This window comes from Salmonella enterica subsp. enterica serovar Typhimurium str. LT2, from assembly GCF_000006945.2.
In the GTDB taxonomy this organism is placed as follows: Bacteria; Pseudomonadota; Gammaproteobacteria; order Enterobacterales; family Enterobacteriaceae; genus Salmonella; species Salmonella enterica.
This window is the reverse complement of sequence record NC_003197.2, coordinates 3,246,370-3,261,663: the sequence shown is the minus strand read 5'-3', so window position 1 is coordinate 3,261,663 and position 15,294 is coordinate 3,246,370. Positions and strand designations below refer to the sequence as shown.

The 15,294-nt window shown below is 52.9% G+C and carries 17 protein-coding genes and 19 other annotated features; of the genes, 7 read left to right on the top strand and 10 right to left on the bottom strand.

The window, feature by feature from the left end:
- Nucleotides 1-8: 8 nt before the first annotated feature.
- The gene (yggS, locus tag STM3100) for a putative enzyme with a TIM-barrel fold (RefSeq protein ID NP_462016.1) occupies nucleotides 9-720 on the bottom strand. Within the gene, nucleotides 9-713 belong to an annotated coding region; the region does not span the whole gene.
- Nucleotides 715-720, bottom strand: a ribosome-binding site (putative RBS for yggS; RegulonDB:STMS1H003139). (Overlaps the previous gene by 6 nt.)
- Nucleotides 719-724: a ribosome-binding site (putative RBS for yggR; RegulonDB:STMS1H003138), on the top strand. It overlaps the preceding feature by 2 nt.
- Between yggS and yggR the strand changes: the two genes are divergently transcribed.
- Both yggR and STM3098 read left to right on the top strand, forming a co-directional pair.
- Nucleotides 719-1,711 (top strand): putative protein transport gene (yggR, locus tag STM3099; RefSeq protein ID NP_462015.1). Within the gene, nucleotides 731-1,711 belong to an annotated coding region; the region does not span the whole gene. Its footprint overlaps the feature before it by 6 nt. The two genes, yggS and yggR, sit on opposite strands and share 2 nt — an antisense overlap.
- A 128-nt stretch (nucleotides 1,712-1,839) precedes the next feature.
- Nucleotides 1,840-1,845 (top strand) — a ribosome-binding site (putative RBS for STM3098; RegulonDB:STMS1H003137).
- Nucleotides 1,840-2,529, top strand: a protein-coding gene (locus STM3098; RefSeq protein NP_462014.1) for a putative transcriptional regulator. Within the gene, nucleotides 1,843-2,529 belong to an annotated coding region; the region does not span the whole gene. Its footprint overlaps the feature before it by 6 nt.
- Nucleotides 2,530-2,575: 46 nt before the next feature.
- On the opposite strand, the gene yqgF is transcribed toward STM3098, so the two are convergent.
- The 8 genes from yqgF to metK all read right to left on the bottom strand — a co-directional run bounded on the left by yqgF (nucleotide 2,576) and on the right by metK (nucleotide 9,980).
- Nucleotides 2,576-3,006 (bottom strand): putative endonuclease involved in recombination gene (gene yqgF, locus STM3097; RefSeq protein NP_462013.1). Within the gene, nucleotides 2,576-2,992 belong to an annotated coding region; the region does not span the whole gene.
- The gene (gene yqgE, locus STM3096; RefSeq protein NP_462012.1) for a putative transcriptional regulator occupies nucleotides 2,992-3,569 on the bottom strand. Within the gene, nucleotides 2,992-3,555 belong to an annotated coding region; the region does not span the whole gene. The genes yqgF and yqgE overlap by 15 nt, the downstream gene beginning before the upstream one ends.
- Nucleotides 3,001-3,006, bottom strand: a ribosome-binding site (putative RBS for yqgF; RegulonDB:STMS1H003136). (Overlaps the previous gene by 6 nt.)
- Nucleotides 3,564-3,569 (bottom strand) — a ribosome-binding site (putative RBS for yqgE; RegulonDB:STMS1H003135). Its footprint lies within the gene yqgE.
- A 201-nt stretch (nucleotides 3,570-3,770) precedes the next feature.
- Nucleotides 3,771-4,730 (bottom strand): glutathione synthetase gene (gene gshB / locus STM3095; protein NP_462011.1). Within the gene, nucleotides 3,771-4,718 belong to an annotated coding region; the region does not span the whole gene.
- Nucleotides 4,725-4,730, bottom strand: a ribosome-binding site (putative RBS for gshB; RegulonDB:STMS1H003134). (Overlaps the previous gene by 6 nt.)
- Nucleotides 4,731-4,737: 7 nt before the next feature.
- Nucleotides 4,738-5,536, bottom strand: a protein-coding gene (yggJ, locus tag STM3094; RefSeq protein NP_462010.3) for a putative cytoplasmic protein. Within the gene, nucleotides 4,738-5,517 belong to an annotated coding region; the region does not span the whole gene.
- Nucleotides 5,531-5,536 (bottom strand) — a ribosome-binding site (putative RBS for yggJ; RegulonDB:STMS1H003133). Its footprint overlaps the gene before it by 6 nt.
- Before the next feature lie 9 nt (nucleotides 5,537-5,545).
- Nucleotides 5,546-6,316 (bottom strand): DNA-specific endonuclease I gene (gene endA, locus STM3093; RefSeq protein ID NP_462009.1). Within the gene, nucleotides 5,546-6,253 belong to an annotated coding region; the region does not span the whole gene.
- Nucleotides 6,260-6,265, bottom strand: a ribosome-binding site (putative RBS for endA; RegulonDB:STMS1H003132). (Overlaps the previous gene by 6 nt.)
- Nucleotides 6,281-6,289: a -10 signal (putative -10_signal for endA; RegulonDB:STMLTH004575), on the bottom strand.
- Nucleotides 6,308-6,316 (bottom strand) — a -35 signal (putative -35_signal for endA; RegulonDB:STMLTH004575).
- A 31-nt stretch (nucleotides 6,317-6,347) precedes the next feature.
- Nucleotides 6,348-6,845 (bottom strand): putative cytoplasmic protein, encoded by a 498-nt coding sequence (gene sprT, locus STM3092; protein ID NP_462008.1) that lies wholly within the window; start codon nucleotides 6,843-6,845, stop codon nucleotides 6,348-6,350.
- A gap of 78 nt (nucleotides 6,846-6,923) precedes the next feature.
- Nucleotides 6,924-8,330, bottom strand: a protein-coding gene (galP, locus tag STM3091) for an MFS family galactose:proton symporter (protein ID NP_462007.1). Within the gene, nucleotides 6,924-8,318 belong to an annotated coding region; the region does not span the whole gene.
- Nucleotides 8,324-8,330 (bottom strand) — a ribosome-binding site (putative RBS for galP; RegulonDB:STMS1H003131). (Overlaps the previous gene by 7 nt.)
- Nucleotides 8,331-8,810: 480 nt before the next feature.
- Nucleotides 8,811-9,980, bottom strand: a protein-coding gene (metK, locus tag STM3090; RefSeq protein NP_462006.1) for a methionine adenosyltransferase 1. Within the gene, nucleotides 8,811-9,965 belong to an annotated coding region; the region does not span the whole gene.
- Nucleotides 9,975-9,980 (bottom strand) — a ribosome-binding site (putative RBS for metK; RegulonDB:STMS1H003130). Its footprint overlaps the gene before it by 6 nt.
- Nucleotides 9,981-10,009: 29 nt before the next feature.
- Nucleotides 10,010-10,015, top strand: a ribosome-binding site (putative RBS for yqgD; RegulonDB:STMS1H003129).
- Between metK and yqgD the strand changes: the two genes are divergently transcribed.
- The gene (gene yqgD, locus STM3089) for a putative inner membrane protein (protein ID NP_462005.1) occupies nucleotides 10,010-10,320 on the top strand. Within the gene, nucleotides 10,021-10,320 belong to an annotated coding region; the region does not span the whole gene. It overlaps the preceding feature by 6 nt.
- Here the strand turns inward: yqgD and yqgC are convergent.
- Nucleotides 10,317-10,494 (bottom strand): putative cytoplasmic protein gene (yqgC, locus tag STM3088; protein ID NP_452414.1). Within the gene, nucleotides 10,317-10,481 belong to an annotated coding region; the region does not span the whole gene. The two genes, yqgD and yqgC, sit on opposite strands and share 4 nt — an antisense overlap.
- Nucleotides 10,489-10,494 (bottom strand) — a ribosome-binding site (putative RBS for yqgC; RegulonDB:STMS1H003128). (Overlaps the previous gene by 6 nt.)
- 120 nt (nucleotides 10,495-10,614) lie before the next feature.
- Here yqgC and yqgB point away from each other — a divergent pair.
- From yqgB to STM3084, 4 genes are all read left to right on the top strand, one after another.
- Nucleotides 10,615-10,746 (top strand): putative inner membrane protein, encoded by a 132-nt coding sequence (yqgB, locus tag STM3087; RefSeq protein ID NP_462003.1) that lies wholly within the window; start codon nucleotides 10,615-10,617, stop codon nucleotides 10,744-10,746.
- Nucleotides 10,659-10,667: a -35 signal (putative -35_signal for speA; RegulonDB:STMLTH004574), on the top strand. (Overlaps the previous gene by 9 nt.)
- Nucleotides 10,659-12,731 (top strand): arginine decarboxylase gene (gene speA, locus STM3086; RefSeq protein ID NP_462002.1). Within the gene, nucleotides 10,755-12,731 belong to an annotated coding region; the region does not span the whole gene. Before yqgB ends, speA begins: the two co-directional genes overlap by 88 nt.
- Nucleotides 10,678-10,686 (top strand) — a -10 signal (putative -10_signal for speA; RegulonDB:STMLTH004574). It overlaps the preceding gene by 9 nt.
- Nucleotides 10,745-10,750, top strand: a ribosome-binding site (putative RBS for speA; RegulonDB:STMS1H003127).
- 137 nt (nucleotides 12,732-12,868) lie before the next feature.
- Nucleotides 12,869-12,874: a ribosome-binding site (putative RBS for STM3085; RegulonDB:STMS1H003126), on the top strand.
- The gene (locus tag STM3085) for a putative outer membrane lipoprotein (protein NP_462001.1) occupies nucleotides 12,869-13,606 on the top strand. Within the gene, nucleotides 12,875-13,606 belong to an annotated coding region; the region does not span the whole gene. (Overlaps the previous feature by 6 nt.)
- Before the next feature lie 147 nt (nucleotides 13,607-13,753).
- Nucleotides 13,754-13,759: a ribosome-binding site (putative RBS for STM3084; RegulonDB:STMS1H003125), on the top strand.
- Nucleotides 13,754-14,560, top strand: a protein-coding gene (locus tag STM3084; RefSeq protein NP_462000.3) for a putative gntR family regulatory protein. Within the gene, nucleotides 13,760-14,560 belong to an annotated coding region; the region does not span the whole gene. Its footprint overlaps the feature before it by 6 nt.
- Nucleotides 14,561-15,294: the final 734 nt, after the last annotated feature.

Genomic DNA, 15,294 nt, shown 5'->3' with positions numbered 1-15,294 from the left:
AGTTTTCCTTAATTTTTTGTGTAATCACGAGCACCAAAGATAGCGGTGCCGATGCGCACCATTGTGCTACCTGCCGCAATCGCGGCTTCCATATCGTCGCTCATACCCAGAGATAAGGTATCAACGTCAGGGTAGCGCGCTTTCAGCCCGGCAAATGCTACAGCCATTTGACGTGCGACTTCAAACTGCCTTACATAATCTGACTCTGGAGCCGGGATCGCCATCAGTCCGCGAAGCCGCAGACGCGGCAGTGTAGCCACCGCAGCGGCCAGCTCATCCAGTTCCGCCAGCGGAATGCCTGATTTGCTGTTTTCATCGCTGATATTAATTTGGATCAGAACATTTAGCGCCGGCAGATTATCCGGACGCTGTTCGCTCAGCCGCGAGGCGATACGCAAGCGATCGATGGTATGACACCAGTCAAAATGCTCGGCCACCAGCCGACTTTTGTTGGACTGTAAAGGGCCAATAAAGTGCCAGTGCAGGCCTTCCACTTTCGCTTCCTGAAAGTGGCGGATTTTTTCCACCCCCTCTTGTACATAATTTTCACCAAATGCCCGTTGTCCGGCGGCAATGGCTTCTGCGATGTCGCTCGCAGGTTTGGTTTTACTCACTGCAAGCAACGTAACTTCTTCTGAAGAGCGGCCGCAACGCGTCGCCGCGGCGGAGATTTTGTCCCGGATGTATGCCAGGTTATGCGCGATATCGTTCATTTTCCGAGGATGTTTATATGAATATGGAAGAAATTGTGACGCTTAGTGTAAAGCATAACGTCTCGGATCTACACCTGTGTAACGCCTGGCCTGCGCGATGGCGCAAACAAGGACGCATGGAGAACGCGCCTTTTACCGCGCCTGATGTCGACAGGCTTCTGCTTGATTGGCTTAATGATGCGCAACAATATCAGTGGCGAACGCACGGCCAGCTTGATTTCGCCGTCTCGCTGTCTGGCACGCGGCGCCTGCGCGCCAGTGCGTTCACACATCAACAGGGAACGTCGCTGGCGCTACGGCTATTGCCCGAGCGCTGTCCTGATCTGGCGAAAATCCAGACGCCGCCGATAGTACCCGCACTGCTTGCCAGCGAGAACGGACTGATTCTGGTCACTGGCGCTACTGGCTGCGGGAAGTCCACCACGCTGGCGGCGATGGTGGGATATCTTAATCAACATGCCGATAAACACATCCTGACGCTGGAAGATCCTATTGAGTACCGTTACACCAGCAAGCGTTGCCTGATACAGCAGCGGGAAATCGGCCAGCATTGCGCCACTTTTGCCGCCGGGCTGCGCGCAGCGTTACGTGAAGATCCTGATGTCATTTTGCTGGGAGAGCTGCGTGACAGCGAGACCATTCGCCTGGCGCTGACGGCGGCGGAAACGGGGCATCTGGTACTGGCAACCCTGCATACTCGCGGTGCGGCGCAGGCGGTGGAAAGATTAGTGGATAGTTTTCCGGCGCAGGAAAAAGAACCGGTACGCAGCCAACTGGCGGGTAGTCTGCGCGCCGTACTATCACAAAAACTGGAGGTCGACAGACAGGATGGGCGCGTGGCGTTGTTTGAATTACTGATTAATACGCCAGCCACAGGGAATTTGATCCGTGAAGGCAAACTCCATCAGTTGGCCCACGTGATACAAACCGGGCAGCAGCAGGGGATGATGACATTCGCCCAGAGCGCGCAATGGCGTCAGGCGCAGGGACGACTGTAGCGAAGATGGCGGCGTAGGGGGGTTGTAAAGTGTTGACTGGCGCGGTGGATTGAACGGCATGCAGGCTTGTATCCTGGCGAACCGGCGTTAAAATCGCAGCTTTGTTAAAACCACAGCGAAGCCATTTAACGATGTCATCACAACCGAATCAAAGCCTGATAGATGGCATTCGCTGTCTGCAATATCTGGTCTCCAGCGACCGTGCTATCGGATGTCGCGAGCTTGCCCGGCTGATGGATATTAATACCACGCGCGTTAATCGCCTGTTAATGACGATGGCCTCTATTGGACTCACGATGCAGGATGAGCACCGACGCTATTTACCCGGGCCAGGCATTCATGCTTTGGCGGCGCAGGCGATTCGCGGTTCAGCGCTGTTCTCCCATGCGTTGCCTATCCTTGAGCGCCATGCGCCCAAAGACATCGTGGTGGCATTAGGCGTGCTATGGGAAGACCAGATTATCTATATTTATCACTCTACGCCGGGTTCGCAGGGAAGTCAGGCGCTGGCGGGGTTTCGCATGTACCCTGCCTGGCAGTCGGTACCTGGGGTGGCGTTACTGGCGGCAGAAAGCGATGAGGCGCTAATGCAGCGTTTTACTCCGGAGCAATGGCGTAATCTGGCGCCGCATGTGGCGCAGCAGCGCCAGCGGGGATACGTACTGTGGCATCACGCTGATGGTGAAGTTTCTATGGCGCAACCGCTAGGCAAGCACGCCGCAGCGCTGGCCTTTGCGGGAATGTGGCGGATTGATGAGGCGGAGGCGGCTGCGCGTTTACAGGCGCTGAAGGCACTAAACCAGCTTATTGCCCAGTAAGCCTGGCAACCGTGACCGCGTTACCCGCCTGCTGACAAAAACGGCTTTAATACCCCTGTTCAAAATAGCTTTCGAGGATAATCACGGCGGAGGCCGAGTCCACTTTGCCTTTGTTCAGCGCGCGATACCCACCTCGTTCAAACAGACCGGAGCGTGCTTCAACGGTGCTGAGTCGTTCATCGTGCAGCGTGACAGTTACCCCGAAACGCCCATGAATACGGTTGGCGAATTTACGTGCGCGCGCCGTCAGCGGCTGTTCAGTGCCATCCATATTGAGCGGTAGCCCGACAATAATTTCGTCCGGCTGCCACTCTTTCAGCAAACGTTCAATGAGCGTCCAGTCGGGCGTGCCGTCCTGTGCTTTGATTGCCGGAAGCGGACGGGCGGTGCCGGTAATGCGTTGTCCTATTGCAACGCCGATGCTTTTTGTGCCGAAGTCAAAGGCCAGTAAGGTGCCGCTCATCAGGCGTGCCCCGCAACGCCAGGCATGGTCAGAATATCAATGCCAATAAGTTTTGCCGCTTCGCGCCAGCGCTCGGCAATGGGCGTTTTGAACAAAATATTGAGATCGGCGGGCGCGGTAAGCCAGGCGTTATCAAGCAACTCTTGTTCAAGCTGGCCTTTATCCCAGGAGGCGTAGCCCAGCGCGACCAGCACATCGGAAGGCTGTTGTTGGGTACCTAACGTTTCCAGCACATCGCGGGAGGTGGTAATCACGGTATTGTCTGAGATACGAATGCTGGAGGCGAAACGTGACGGCGGAGTATGGAGAATAAATCCGCGATCTTCCGCCAGCGGGCCGCCGAGCATCACGGCTTTATCAAGACGAATTGCCGAATCGCGCGGTTCCGGCGTAATTTTTAGTTTTTCCAGAATCCCTTCAATTTGCAGATTTTCCAAAGGCTTATTAACAATAATCCCCATAGCGCCGTCCTGGTTGTGCTCGCAAATATACACCACGGAACGGCGGAAAATCGGGTCCTGGAGCGCAGGCATGGCAATAAGAAAGTGATGCTGTAAATTCATTGTCAGAGGTTCTGTTTCCTGGTTCAAAAAAACGACAGCGTTCAGTATGTGGGGAAAGCGGACGGTTGTCACTCATATAAGCCGTCTTTTGCCAAAGGACGGCTGCCTTATCGGGCAATAGATTGCCGGATGGCGATGCTGATGCGCCGCCTTATCCGACCGGGGCGGCGTAATTGCTCAGGCCCGGTAAGCGCACGCCACCGGGCAATAAACCTTTACTTCGCCAGACGCGCTTCGATGGCGTCCATCAACATCCCGGTGATAGAGATCGGGTATTCCGCTTCAATTTCACGCACGCAGGTTGGGCTGGTCACGTTAATTTCCGTTAAGCGGTCGCCGATAATATCCAGACCGACGAAAATAAGCCCTTTGGCTTTAAGCGTCGGCCCAACGCGGCGGGCGATTTCCCAGTCGCTTTCGCTCAACGGACGGGGTTCGCCGCGACCACCAGCCGCCAGGTTGCCGCGGGTTTCGCCGCCCTGCGGAATACGCGCCAGGCAGTAAGGCACTGGCTCGCCGTCGACGACCAGGACGCGCTTATCGCCATCTTTGATAGCGGGCAGATAGTTCTGCGCCATGCAGTAGCGGTTGCCCAGCTCGGTCAGCGTTTCGGCAATAACGCCTATGTTAGGATCGCCTTCCTTAACGCGGAAAATGGACGCGCCGCCCATACCGTCCAGCGGTTTCATAATGATATCGCCGTGCTTTTCCCAAAATGCTTTGAGCTGCGCTTTATTGCGCGTTACCAGCGTTTCCGGGGTCAGGTCGGCAAACCAGGCAGTATACAGTTTTTCATTACAGTCGCGCAGGCTTTGCGGTTTGTTGACGATCAGCGTCCCTTCTTCTTCAGCGCGTTCCAGAATATAGGTCGCATAAATAAACTCGGTATCAAACGGCGGATCTTTGCGCATCAAAATGACGTCCAGATCGGCGAGTTTAATCTCCTGCTCGCTGCCGAACTCGTACCATTTATCGTAATTTTGCTCCACGCTCAACGTTCGCGTGCGGGCGCGGGCTTCGCCGTTAATCAGATAAAGGTCGGCCATCTCCATATAATGAAGTTCATAACCACGACGTTGGGCTTCCAGCAGCATAGCGAAACTGGTGTCTTTCTTGATGTTGATGTGTGCGATGGGGTCCATCACGATGCCGAGCTTGATCATTATTTTCTCCGTTAACGCTTCATCCTAAGTCGCCAAAACGCACCTGTAGCGCGGTAATGGCGGTGAGCGCGGTTGTCTCAGTACGCAGAACGCGAGGTCCTAACAGAATATCAGTAAACTGATAGCGCGCGGTCATCGCGATTTCGTCCGCCGACAGCCCGCCTTCCGGGCCGATCAGCAGTCGGACGCGTTCAACCGGCAGCGGCAGAGTGTTGATGCTGGCATGGGCGCGCGGATGAAGATTGAGCTTCAGCCCGGAATCTTGCTCGGCGCACCAGGCTTCCAGCGCCATCGGCGGGCGAATTTCCGGCACCCGGTTACGCCCGCATTGTTCGCAGGCGGCGATGGCGATCTTCTGCCACTGCTGGCGCTTTTTGTTCAGACGTTCACTATCCAGTTTAACGCCGCAGCGCTCAGAGAACAGTGGCGTAATGAGGCTTACACCCAGTTCGATCGATTTCTGGATAGTAAATTCCATTTTTTCACCGCGCGACATCACCTGGCCCAGATGGATATGCAGCGGCGATTCACGATCGTCGATTTCGCCTTTCATCACTTGCACTTCAACGCTTTTCTTACTGGCGCTAATGATTTCAGCATCGAATACCTGATTGCTGCCGTCAAACAGCTGTAGCGCTTGTCCCGGTCCCATGCGAAGTACACGACCAATATGGTTGGCCGCATCTTCGCATAACGAAATCTGCGTACCGGACGTCAACAATTCAGGGTGATAAATGCGGGGAATACGCATAATAAAAAAATCCGCGTCATGGCCCCGGCGTTTGGCTATCCAGGGCATGGGTTAACAAGAATCCCGCTAGTGTAGGTTAGCTCTTTCGCGCCTGGCAAGCGCGTTGCACATAGGGATTATGATTACCCTGGACCTTCGCGATACGCGCATCGCGCTCGCACTCCCAGGCGGTAACGGGGTACTGCTTATCCCAGACGTTAAAAAGCTGCGTTTGTTGGCGGGAAAGTTTCAGTTGGTATTGGTCGCGCATATAAAAATAAATGCGGGCGATTGCGCCACGGGCGCGGGCGGGCGGCTCGGCGATTTTCGCTTTAAAATCCACTTTCATGGCGCATTGCCCGTACTGACCTTCGCCGCCGTTCCACTGGCTATACATAAAGTTGCCGCGATCGCCATTCACTTCGCCAATCGCGGGTTGCAGGTTATGCATATCGCTTTCCATTTTGCGGTAGACCGGGTCTTTAGCGCAGTTTTTTCGCCCGCCGTCCTGCCAGCACTGGCGCTGATGACCGAATTGCCAGGCGGGGACAACGTGCTCCCACTCAATGCGTCTGGCGCGATTCTCGTTTTTACGCACCTTATAGCCACAGGACTCCAGGTCTACGACGCCTTTTTTACCCTGCCAGCGGATTTGGCACCCGCAGTAAAAGCTGCCGGGCGCGTCAGCATTGACTTTGACGCTCGCCGCTTTGGCCTGAGAAAAATTGTTAATGCCATCGGCCAGGGCCTGGCCTGAAAACGCTGCGGCCAGCAACGCAGCGGCAAAAGAAAAATTACGGTACATTGCACACTCCATAGCAAAACGAGCCCGCAACGTAACGAAAGTTGTGTCTGTATGCAATCAGTCCGCTCAGGAAAGTTCCCGGACGTTTCGGGAACTACCCGGCGACCAGTGGTTCACCGCAGTGAACGCAACGATAAACCGCTTCGCCGCGTACTACGCGGTTATGACGGCGGACGGTGAGTTGATGTTGCTGGCATTGGCAATGGTAGGGAAAGGTGTTGCGCCGTACGGATTGCAGCGCAAATTGATGAGTACGTCTGGCCGGAACGCCCAGCACGCTTTCCATCATCCACTTCCATTCCTTGCCATGCGGAGCCTTGCGTCCGAAGTGCTTCCACACCAACAGATGCGCCAGTTCATGCGGCACGACCTCTGCTATAAAGGTGTCGATGTTTTCCAGCAGTAACACCGGGTTGAGGCGGATTTCGTAGCTCTCCAGCCAGGCGGTGCCCGCCGAGGTGCCGCGTTGCGTATACACCAGTTTCGGCTCCGGATAATGTCTATCGAGCTTGAGGTTCGCCTGGGCGAGATTTTCCCGCAGACGACGCATCACGGCCTGCTGGATAGCGATAGGGAGACGAGGGGTTTTCATAGCGGCAGAGAATAGTGCGACGGAAGAGGGACTGCAAGAAAAACGCTTCCTCCTGTGGCAGGAGGAAGCGTGGAGGGATTAGTCGTGGGCGCCGATTTCGCGCAGTTTACGACCTTTCATCAGGTTACGTTCAATGTGTTCCAGCGAAACGTGTTTGGTTTCCGGCACCAGCCACAGGGTCAGCAGGATAAACAGTACGTTCAGGCCCGCATAGACCCAGAAGGTGTTGGCGTTACCCAGATTGTTCAGCATGGTCAGGAACGTTGCGCCGACGATCATATTGGCGATCCAGTTGGTCGCGGTGGAGCAGGTGATGCCGAAATCGCGGCCTTTCAGCGGCTGGATTTCGGAGCACAGTACCCAAATCAGCGGACCAGCGCTCATCGCAAATCCAATGATGAACATCAGCAGCATAGCGATAGCGAAGTATTGCGCAGACGGCGAATGGATGCCGATGTGCATCATCGTACCCAGAATCCCCATACCAATCGCCATGACCAGGAAGCCCAGCGTCAGGGTCGGCTTGCGGCCCCAGCGGTCAACCAGGCCGATAGCGATGAAGGTTGCCAGCACGTTAGTCAGACCAACAATAACGGTGCCCCACATCTGCTCCGTGGTATTCGTGTACCCCGCCAGTTCGAAGATTTTCGGCGCGTAATACATGATGACGTTCATCCCGGTAAATTGCTGCATGACCTGCAACAAAATGCCAAGAAACACGGCGCGGCGGAAGTTGCTGTTCTCTTTGAACAGCGCCCAACCGCTCTGTTTAACCTGCAAACTTTCGCGAATTTCATCGAGCTCACGTTTTGCTTCCGCACTGGTGTCACGCAGGCGCAACAGGACGCGTTCAGCATCATGGAAACGGCGTTTCGCCGCAAACCAGCGCGGGCTGTCCGGCAGGAAGAAGACGCCGATCAGCAGCAGAATAGCCGGGATGATGATCACGCCGAGCATCCAGCGCCATGCGCCGCTGTAGCTGAACGCGGTATCGGACAGATAAGCGCCCAGAATCCCGATGGTGATCATGAGTTGGTACATTGAGATCATACTGCCGCGAATTTTTTCCGGCGCGATCTCGGACAGGTACAACGGTGCAGTGTAGGAAGCGACGCCGACGGCCAGACCCAGCAGCACGCGAGAAATAATCAGGACTTCAACGTTAGGCGCCGCAGCGGAGAACAGCGAACCGGCGACGAACAGGATAGCGCCGATCATCAGGCTTTTTTTACGACCCAGCTTAAAGGAGAGCCAGCCGCTGCCGACAGCGCCGACGGCCGCGCCAAACATCATGGAGCTGACCACCCATTCCTGAGTGTGTGCGGTAATCTGAAACTCGTCGGTAATGAAGGGTAAAGCACCGGCGATAACGCCGATATCCAGGCCAAAAAGTAATCCTGCCAGGGCTGCAAGAAAGCAGACAAAAAATGTCATGGCCTTGTTGGAACGCCCTTGTTTTTTATTGTCAGGCATTATGCCCTCCGGTTGGGTTAGCAATTTTATCGATGTTAAGAGTAGGTGAGTACGCCGTAAAAAGATGTGAGGCTAATCACAATGGTGTAATCGTTTACACTGCTATTTATCTCGGTGATTATTTAATTATCTGAAAAATAATAGTTTTAATAATCTTATAACCATATCAATCGCCTGGTATTTAGACAAAGTTGAAAAATTATGTAATATTTTCATCGCAGAATTAGCATACCGATAGTGATGTAGTCAGTTCTTAATGAAAATGAATGTAACCGCTTTCATGATGACTGAAACTGAATGATAAAAAGTGTAGTCGAAGAAACGAAAGGGGAGAGTGGATTGTGCTGCGCATCACAAAAAGGTCAGTATAAATTCACGCTGGAATATCTGATAACGTTGCGTGTATCAGCAATGATAAAGGCCAGCAGAGCGCTGGCCTTGATAAGTACGGTATGGTTTCCCTGACTGAAAAACAGCGTCAGGCGCGGGCGATTATTTCAGACCGGCAGCATCGCGCAGCAGTTGCGCTTTGTCGGTTTTTTCCCATGGGAAGTTTTCGCGACCGAAGTGGCCGTAAGCCGCAGTTTCTTTGTAGATCGGGTGCAGCAGATCCAGCATCTGAATCAAGCCGTACGGGCGCAGGTCGAAGAATTCGCGCACCAGCAGAATCAACTGTTCAGCAGGCACTTTTTCAGTACCGAACGTTTCCACCATGATGGACGTCGGCTCCGCTACGCCGATAGCGTAGGAGACCTGGATTTCACAGCGATCCGCCAGACCTGCCGCCACGATGTTTTTCGCGACATAACGCGCAGCGTAAGCTGCAGAACGGTCAACTTTAGACGGATCTTTACCGGAGAAGGCGCCGCCGCCGTGACGCGCCATACCGCCGTAGGTATCAACGATGATCTTACGACCGGTCAGACCGCAATCGCCCATCGGGCCGCCGATAACAAAACGCCCGGTTGGGTTGATAAAAAACTTAGTGGACGTATTTAACCATTCAGACGGCAGAATGGGTTTGATGATCTCTTCCATCACCGCTTCTTGCAGCGATTTTTGGTCGATATCTTCTGCGTGCTGCGTAGAGAGAACCACGGCGTCGATACCGACGATTTTGCCGTCGTCATACTGGAAAGTGACCTGGCTTTTTGCATCCGGACGCAACCATGGCAGGGTGCCATTTTTACGCACTTCAGCCTGACGCTGTACCAGACGGTGCGCGTAGGTGATTGGCGCAGGCATCAGTACGTCGGTTTCATTTGTCGCGTAGCCAAACATCAGGCCCTGGTCGCCCGCGCCTTGTTCCAGCGGGTCTGCGCGGTCAACGCCCTGGTTGATATCCGGAGACTGTTTGCCAATTGCGCTCAGTACCGCGCAAGAGTTGGCGTCAAAGCCCATGTCGGAATGCACATAGCCAATTTCGCGCACCGTATTACGGGTAATCTCTTCGATATCGACCCAGGCGCTGGTGGTGATCTCACCGCCAACTAAAACCATGCCGGTTTTAACGTAGGTTTCACAGGCGACGCGTGCTTTCGGATCCTGTTGCAGGATAGCGTCCAACACGGCATCAGAGATTTGGTCTGCGATTTTGTCAGGATGCCCTTCTGATACGGACTCAGACGTAAAAAGGTGTTTTGCCATATTTAATTTCACCTAAGGAGAATTTAGTTAGCTCAAACTGTTGTGCGGAATAGTCATGACAGAAGATTCTACCATGAGTCTGAAGGTTGCTGACACTGGCAGTCTGAGTGTTAATCAGTATGGATGGATTAACATCTGGACGGCTATTTTAGGTCACTTCTTCGCCCAATTTCCAGCTTTTTTTGAAGGCCGTCGCAATGTCGGTCAAAATCAGGCGGTAAACGTTTCTGATAATGCTGACATTATGCGCATTTATGCTTTGCTTTTTTTCTGCGTTCTGGGTATAAAACGCGACGCGCGGCTCATACAAAAGCACACGACGTTTTCTTCGTGTCGCCACTTCCAGCCGGGTTAAAACGTTGCTTTGGCTTGTGGGTTCGTCTTACGAGGCGGCCGTGGAGGTGATACGAGATAATGAACCGTTGTATTCTGCTGAATCTGTCGCATCGTTCTGGTGCGCGCATGTCCCCCGCAATCTGCATCTCTGCTTTGCATACCTGCCGATGTTATACCCATCTCGGCGCTTCTCAGGATTCCAGAGCCGGCAATGGCGCTGAAGACTGAACAAGGGCGCTCTTGTTAACGCAAGAGTTTTCTCGTGGTTTCGCCGAACCGTTATCTGTGAGTTCGGTTACGTGTTTACAATGATATGAAAAAGAAACCGGTCGCGCAGGCGGAGCATCAGCGCTATCTGCTGGAAAATCCGCTTGTCTATGGGTTGTTATCGCGTCTTCGGATTGCGATAGTAGTCAACTGTTTTACACTTGCTAATAAAAATTGAGGTTCGCTATGTCTGACGACATGTCTATGGGTTCGCCTTCGTCAGCAGGCGAACAGGGTGTACTACGCTCCATGCAGGAGGTTGCAATGAGCTCCCAGGAAGCCAGCAAGATGCTGCGCACTTACAATATTGCCTGGTGGGGCAATAACTACTACGACGTCAACGAGCTGGGCCATATTAGCGTATGCCCCGATCCCGACGTACCGGAAGCGCGTGTCGATCTTGCCAAACTGGTGAAAGCGCGCGAAGCGCAAGGTCAGCGTCTGCCGGCGCTGTTTTGCTTCCCGCAGATCCTGCAACACCGTTTGCGTTCAATTAACGCGGCGTTTAAGCGTGCGCGTGAATCTTACGGTTATAACGGCGACTACTTCCTCGTTTATCCGATTAAGGTCAATCAGCATCGCCGCGTGATCGAGTCCCTTATCCATTCCGGTGAACCGTTGGGGCTGGAAGCGGGGTCAAAAGCGGAATTGATGGCGGTGCTGGCGCATGCCGGCATGACCCGTAGCGTAATCGTCTGTAATGGTTATAAAGACCGTGAATACATTCGGCTGGCGTTGATTGGCGAGAAGATGGGCCATAAGGTTTATCTGGTCATCGAAAAGATGTCTGAAATCGCGATTGTGCTGGAAGAAGCCGAGCGCCTGAACGTGGTTCCTCGTCTGGGCGTACGTGCGCGTCTGGCCTCTCAGGGGTCCGGTAAGTGGCAATCCTCCGGCGGCGAAAAATCAAAATTCGGCCTGGCGGCGACGCAGGTGCTGCAACTGGTGGAGACCCTGCGTGACGCCGGGCGTCTGGACAGTCTGCAACTGTTGCACTTCCACCTGGGATCGCAGATGGCGAACATTCGCGATATCGCGACCGGCGTGCGCGAGTCCGCGCGTTTCTATGTTGAGCTGCATAAGCTGGGCGTGAATATCCAGTGCTTCGACGTGGGCGGCGGTCTGGGCGTGGATTATGAAGGTACCCGCTCGCAGTCCGACTGTTCGGTGAACTATGGCCTGAACGAATATGCCAATAACATCATCTGGGCGATTGGCGATGCCTGCGAAGAGCATGGTTTACCGCATCCGACGGTGATTACCGAGTCTGGCCGCGCCGTCACTGCGCACCATACGGTACTGGTCTCTAACATTATCGGCGTGGAGCGTAACGAATACACGGATCCGACTGCCCCTGCTGAAGATGCGCCGCGTGCGCTGCAAAATCTGTGGGAAACCTGGCAGGAGATGCATAAGCCTGGCACTCGCCGCTCGCTGCGTGAATGGCTGCATGATAGCCAAATGGATCTGCACGATATTCATATCGGCTACTCTTCCGGCGCGTTTAGTTTGCAGGAGCGCGCCTGGGCGGAGCAACTTTATCTCAGCATGTGCCATGAAGTGCAGAAGCAACTGGACCCGCAAAACCGTGCGCATCGTCCGATTATCGACGAACTGCAAGAGCGAATGGCGGACAAAATGTACGTCAACTTCTCGCTGTTCCAGTCAATGCCGGACGCGTGGGGAATCGATCAGCTCTTCCCGGTGCTGCCGCTGGAAGGGTTAGATCAGGTACCGGAACGTCGTGCCGTGCTGCTGGATATTACCTGTGATTCCGATGGCGCTATCGACCACTATATCGATGGCGACGGTATCGCCACGACGATGCCGATGCCGGAATACGATCCAGAGAATCCACCGATGCTCGGCTTCTTTATGGTCGGCGCCTATCAGGAGATCCTCGGTAACATGCACAACCTGTTTGGCGATACTGAAGCGGTTGACGTGTTTGTCTTCCCGGATGGTAGCGTCGAGGTTGAACTGTCGGACGAAGGCGATACCGTTGCGGATATGCTGCAATATGTGCAACTGGATCCGAAAACGCTGTTAACGCATTTCCGCGACCAGGTAAAACAGACGGATCTGGACGATGCGTTGCAGCAGCAGTTCCTTGAGGAATTTGAAGCGGGACTGTACGGTTATACTTATCTTGAAGATGAGTAATTAAGAGTATTCCACTTGTGGGTCGATTTAATTATTTAAATCGACCCTTTTATATTTTATAAATTCTTAATTATCAGCGCGTCGCTTCTCTATGTAATCTTATGGGCCTACAATCCCCCTAATAATTAAAAAGGGGTGTGAGTATGAGCAAATTTAAATTTAATGCCGTCATTGTTGGCTTGTTTTTGCTGTTAGGCGGTTGTTCCAGCGGAATGCAATCTAATAATGGCTCTTCATCCGACGTCGGCACCGCTTGGGGCGGCGACGTGCATTCATCGGTACAAAGCGTTTCGGTAGAACGTGCCGATCGAGAACCTGCCGAAATGGTGATAATAAATTACTCCACTCAATATCCGTCAGGTTACGATAAAGTTTATAGTATACGTATCAGCGATCTTGAATATGCTGTGCGCGACGCTAATTTTAATTCGATTCCAATTACTCGTCGCTACAACGCATCAATGGGACAATGGCAATATAGTATTCCTGCAAGATCAGGGATGAACTATCAGTTATATATTCGTAATTACAGTCATGATACCAATTACGAAATCGTCGCAACGGTTGATGGCCTGGACGTGTTGAACGGAAAAGCAGGCTCGCTGAATCATCATGGCTATATTGTTAACGCCGGCGATTCACTGGCGATTAAAGGGTTTCGCAAAGATAAACACACTGAGGCGGCATTCCAGTTCGCCGACGTAGCTGACGCTTATGCGGCCCACTCCGCGCAGGGCGATGTACGCAACATCGGCGTCATCGGCTTTGCCGCTTTTGCATTGCAGGGTAAAGCAACAAATACGCTACCGCCTTGTTCCTCGCAGGCTTTCCCGGCGGACAACAACGGGTATGCGCCGCCGCCCTGCCGCAAATAAACCCGGCATCAAACGTCAAATATGCGTTATGGGAATCAGCACCTTTCCTGCCGAGTCTGGTGGGGAAGGACTGTGTGACGCGCATAGCCGTAGGTTGCGGGAAAGAAACGACCACTCTCTGGCAGGGAAATTGTTTACCATAAACATTAGGATTTGTTTACACTACCCTCAAGTGGAGCAATTGCTGTCTACATAGGTATGTGCATGGAACAAATTTTAACCAAGCGGCGCTATTTTGATATAGGGCTGCAAATAGAAGAACTACTCTATTCAGGGGTATTTAAAGCTGGCGAGCGACTTCCGGCGGAGAGAGAACTCAGCGAGCGTTTTCAAACCAGCCGCACGACGATTCGTGAGGCGATTATTATGCTTGAGCTGAAGGGAGTGGTAGAGGTTAAGCAAGGCGCAGGCACTTACTTTATTGATAGTCTGGAAAAAATCAATCAAAAAGCGCTCTTGCCTTACTCAGACATTGGCCCCTTTGAATTGCTACAGGCCCGGCAGGTCATCGAAAGTAACATCACCGGTTTTGCCGCTACGCAAATCAGATTTAATGAACTTAAGCAGCTTAAACGTATTATTGAGCAGCAGGAAAAGCAGATTGGCGGCGACAGCGACAAATTTGAAGAACTGGATCGCCAGTTCCACAATATCATCGCGGAATCCACGCAAAATCGTGTATTAATGAAACAATCTGCCGAGCTGTGGCGGGCTGTCAGGACCGAAAATCCGCGCTGGAAGCAGTTAAACTATAAGTATTTACATAAGAAAGAGTTAAGAATGAAATGGGTGGAAGATCACCGTAGTATCTTCCTTGCATTGCAAAAACGCGATGCTGAGCAGGCCAGACAGGCTTCGTGGACCCATCTTGAAAACAGTAAAAATGAGCTGGTAAAAATCTTCCAACAGGATGATTCGCTGGAAGATTTTGATGATTTTTTCTTCGCCACCTGACGGCTATTTTCAGGCGGATGACATTTTTGTCAGCGATTAACCGGGCCTGCCGCCAAAAACAAGCCCGGAGAGAGGGAATCAGGCTTCGTAAACGCTCAGCTTATCCCAGTCAAACTCTACGCCAATGCCGTAGGTGTCCGGTGCCACGGCGCGATAATTGTCGACCACCAGCGGATGTTTGGTATATTGATCGATTGGGAAACTGTGAACCTCCAGTCAGCCAGTCTCGAATGCGGAAACCAGTCTGACGTGTAATTCCTGCATACCGAGCGAGCATACCAAACGACCGCTATTCGTCGACAGACGCGCCGCCTTCAACCAGCCATTTTCCACAGCGGCAGTTTTTCACGTTTGCCTTTCAAATCCCAAAGGGCGATATCCACCGCAGACATCGCAGACATCGCAGACATCGCAGACATCGCAAACGACGCGATGCCTCCGCAACCCACATAGTGAATATGCTATTCCATAAAGTCATAGATATCGTCAATCGCAGCGCCTCTTTCCCTGACAGTACCGGGGCAAGATCGTGGTCGATCATCGCTTTAATTGCATACCCTCCCTTTCCGCCGGTATAGGTATATCCGGTGCCAGTTGAACCGTCTTCCAGCGTAATCGTCGTGGTTACCAGTTCGAAATGGCTATTATGCCATGTTTCACGTCAACTAAGACCTCGGCCAGAGGGGCTTTGAAAGCTTTGTTTCAACGTGCCTAATCCGCGTCTTCATCAATTT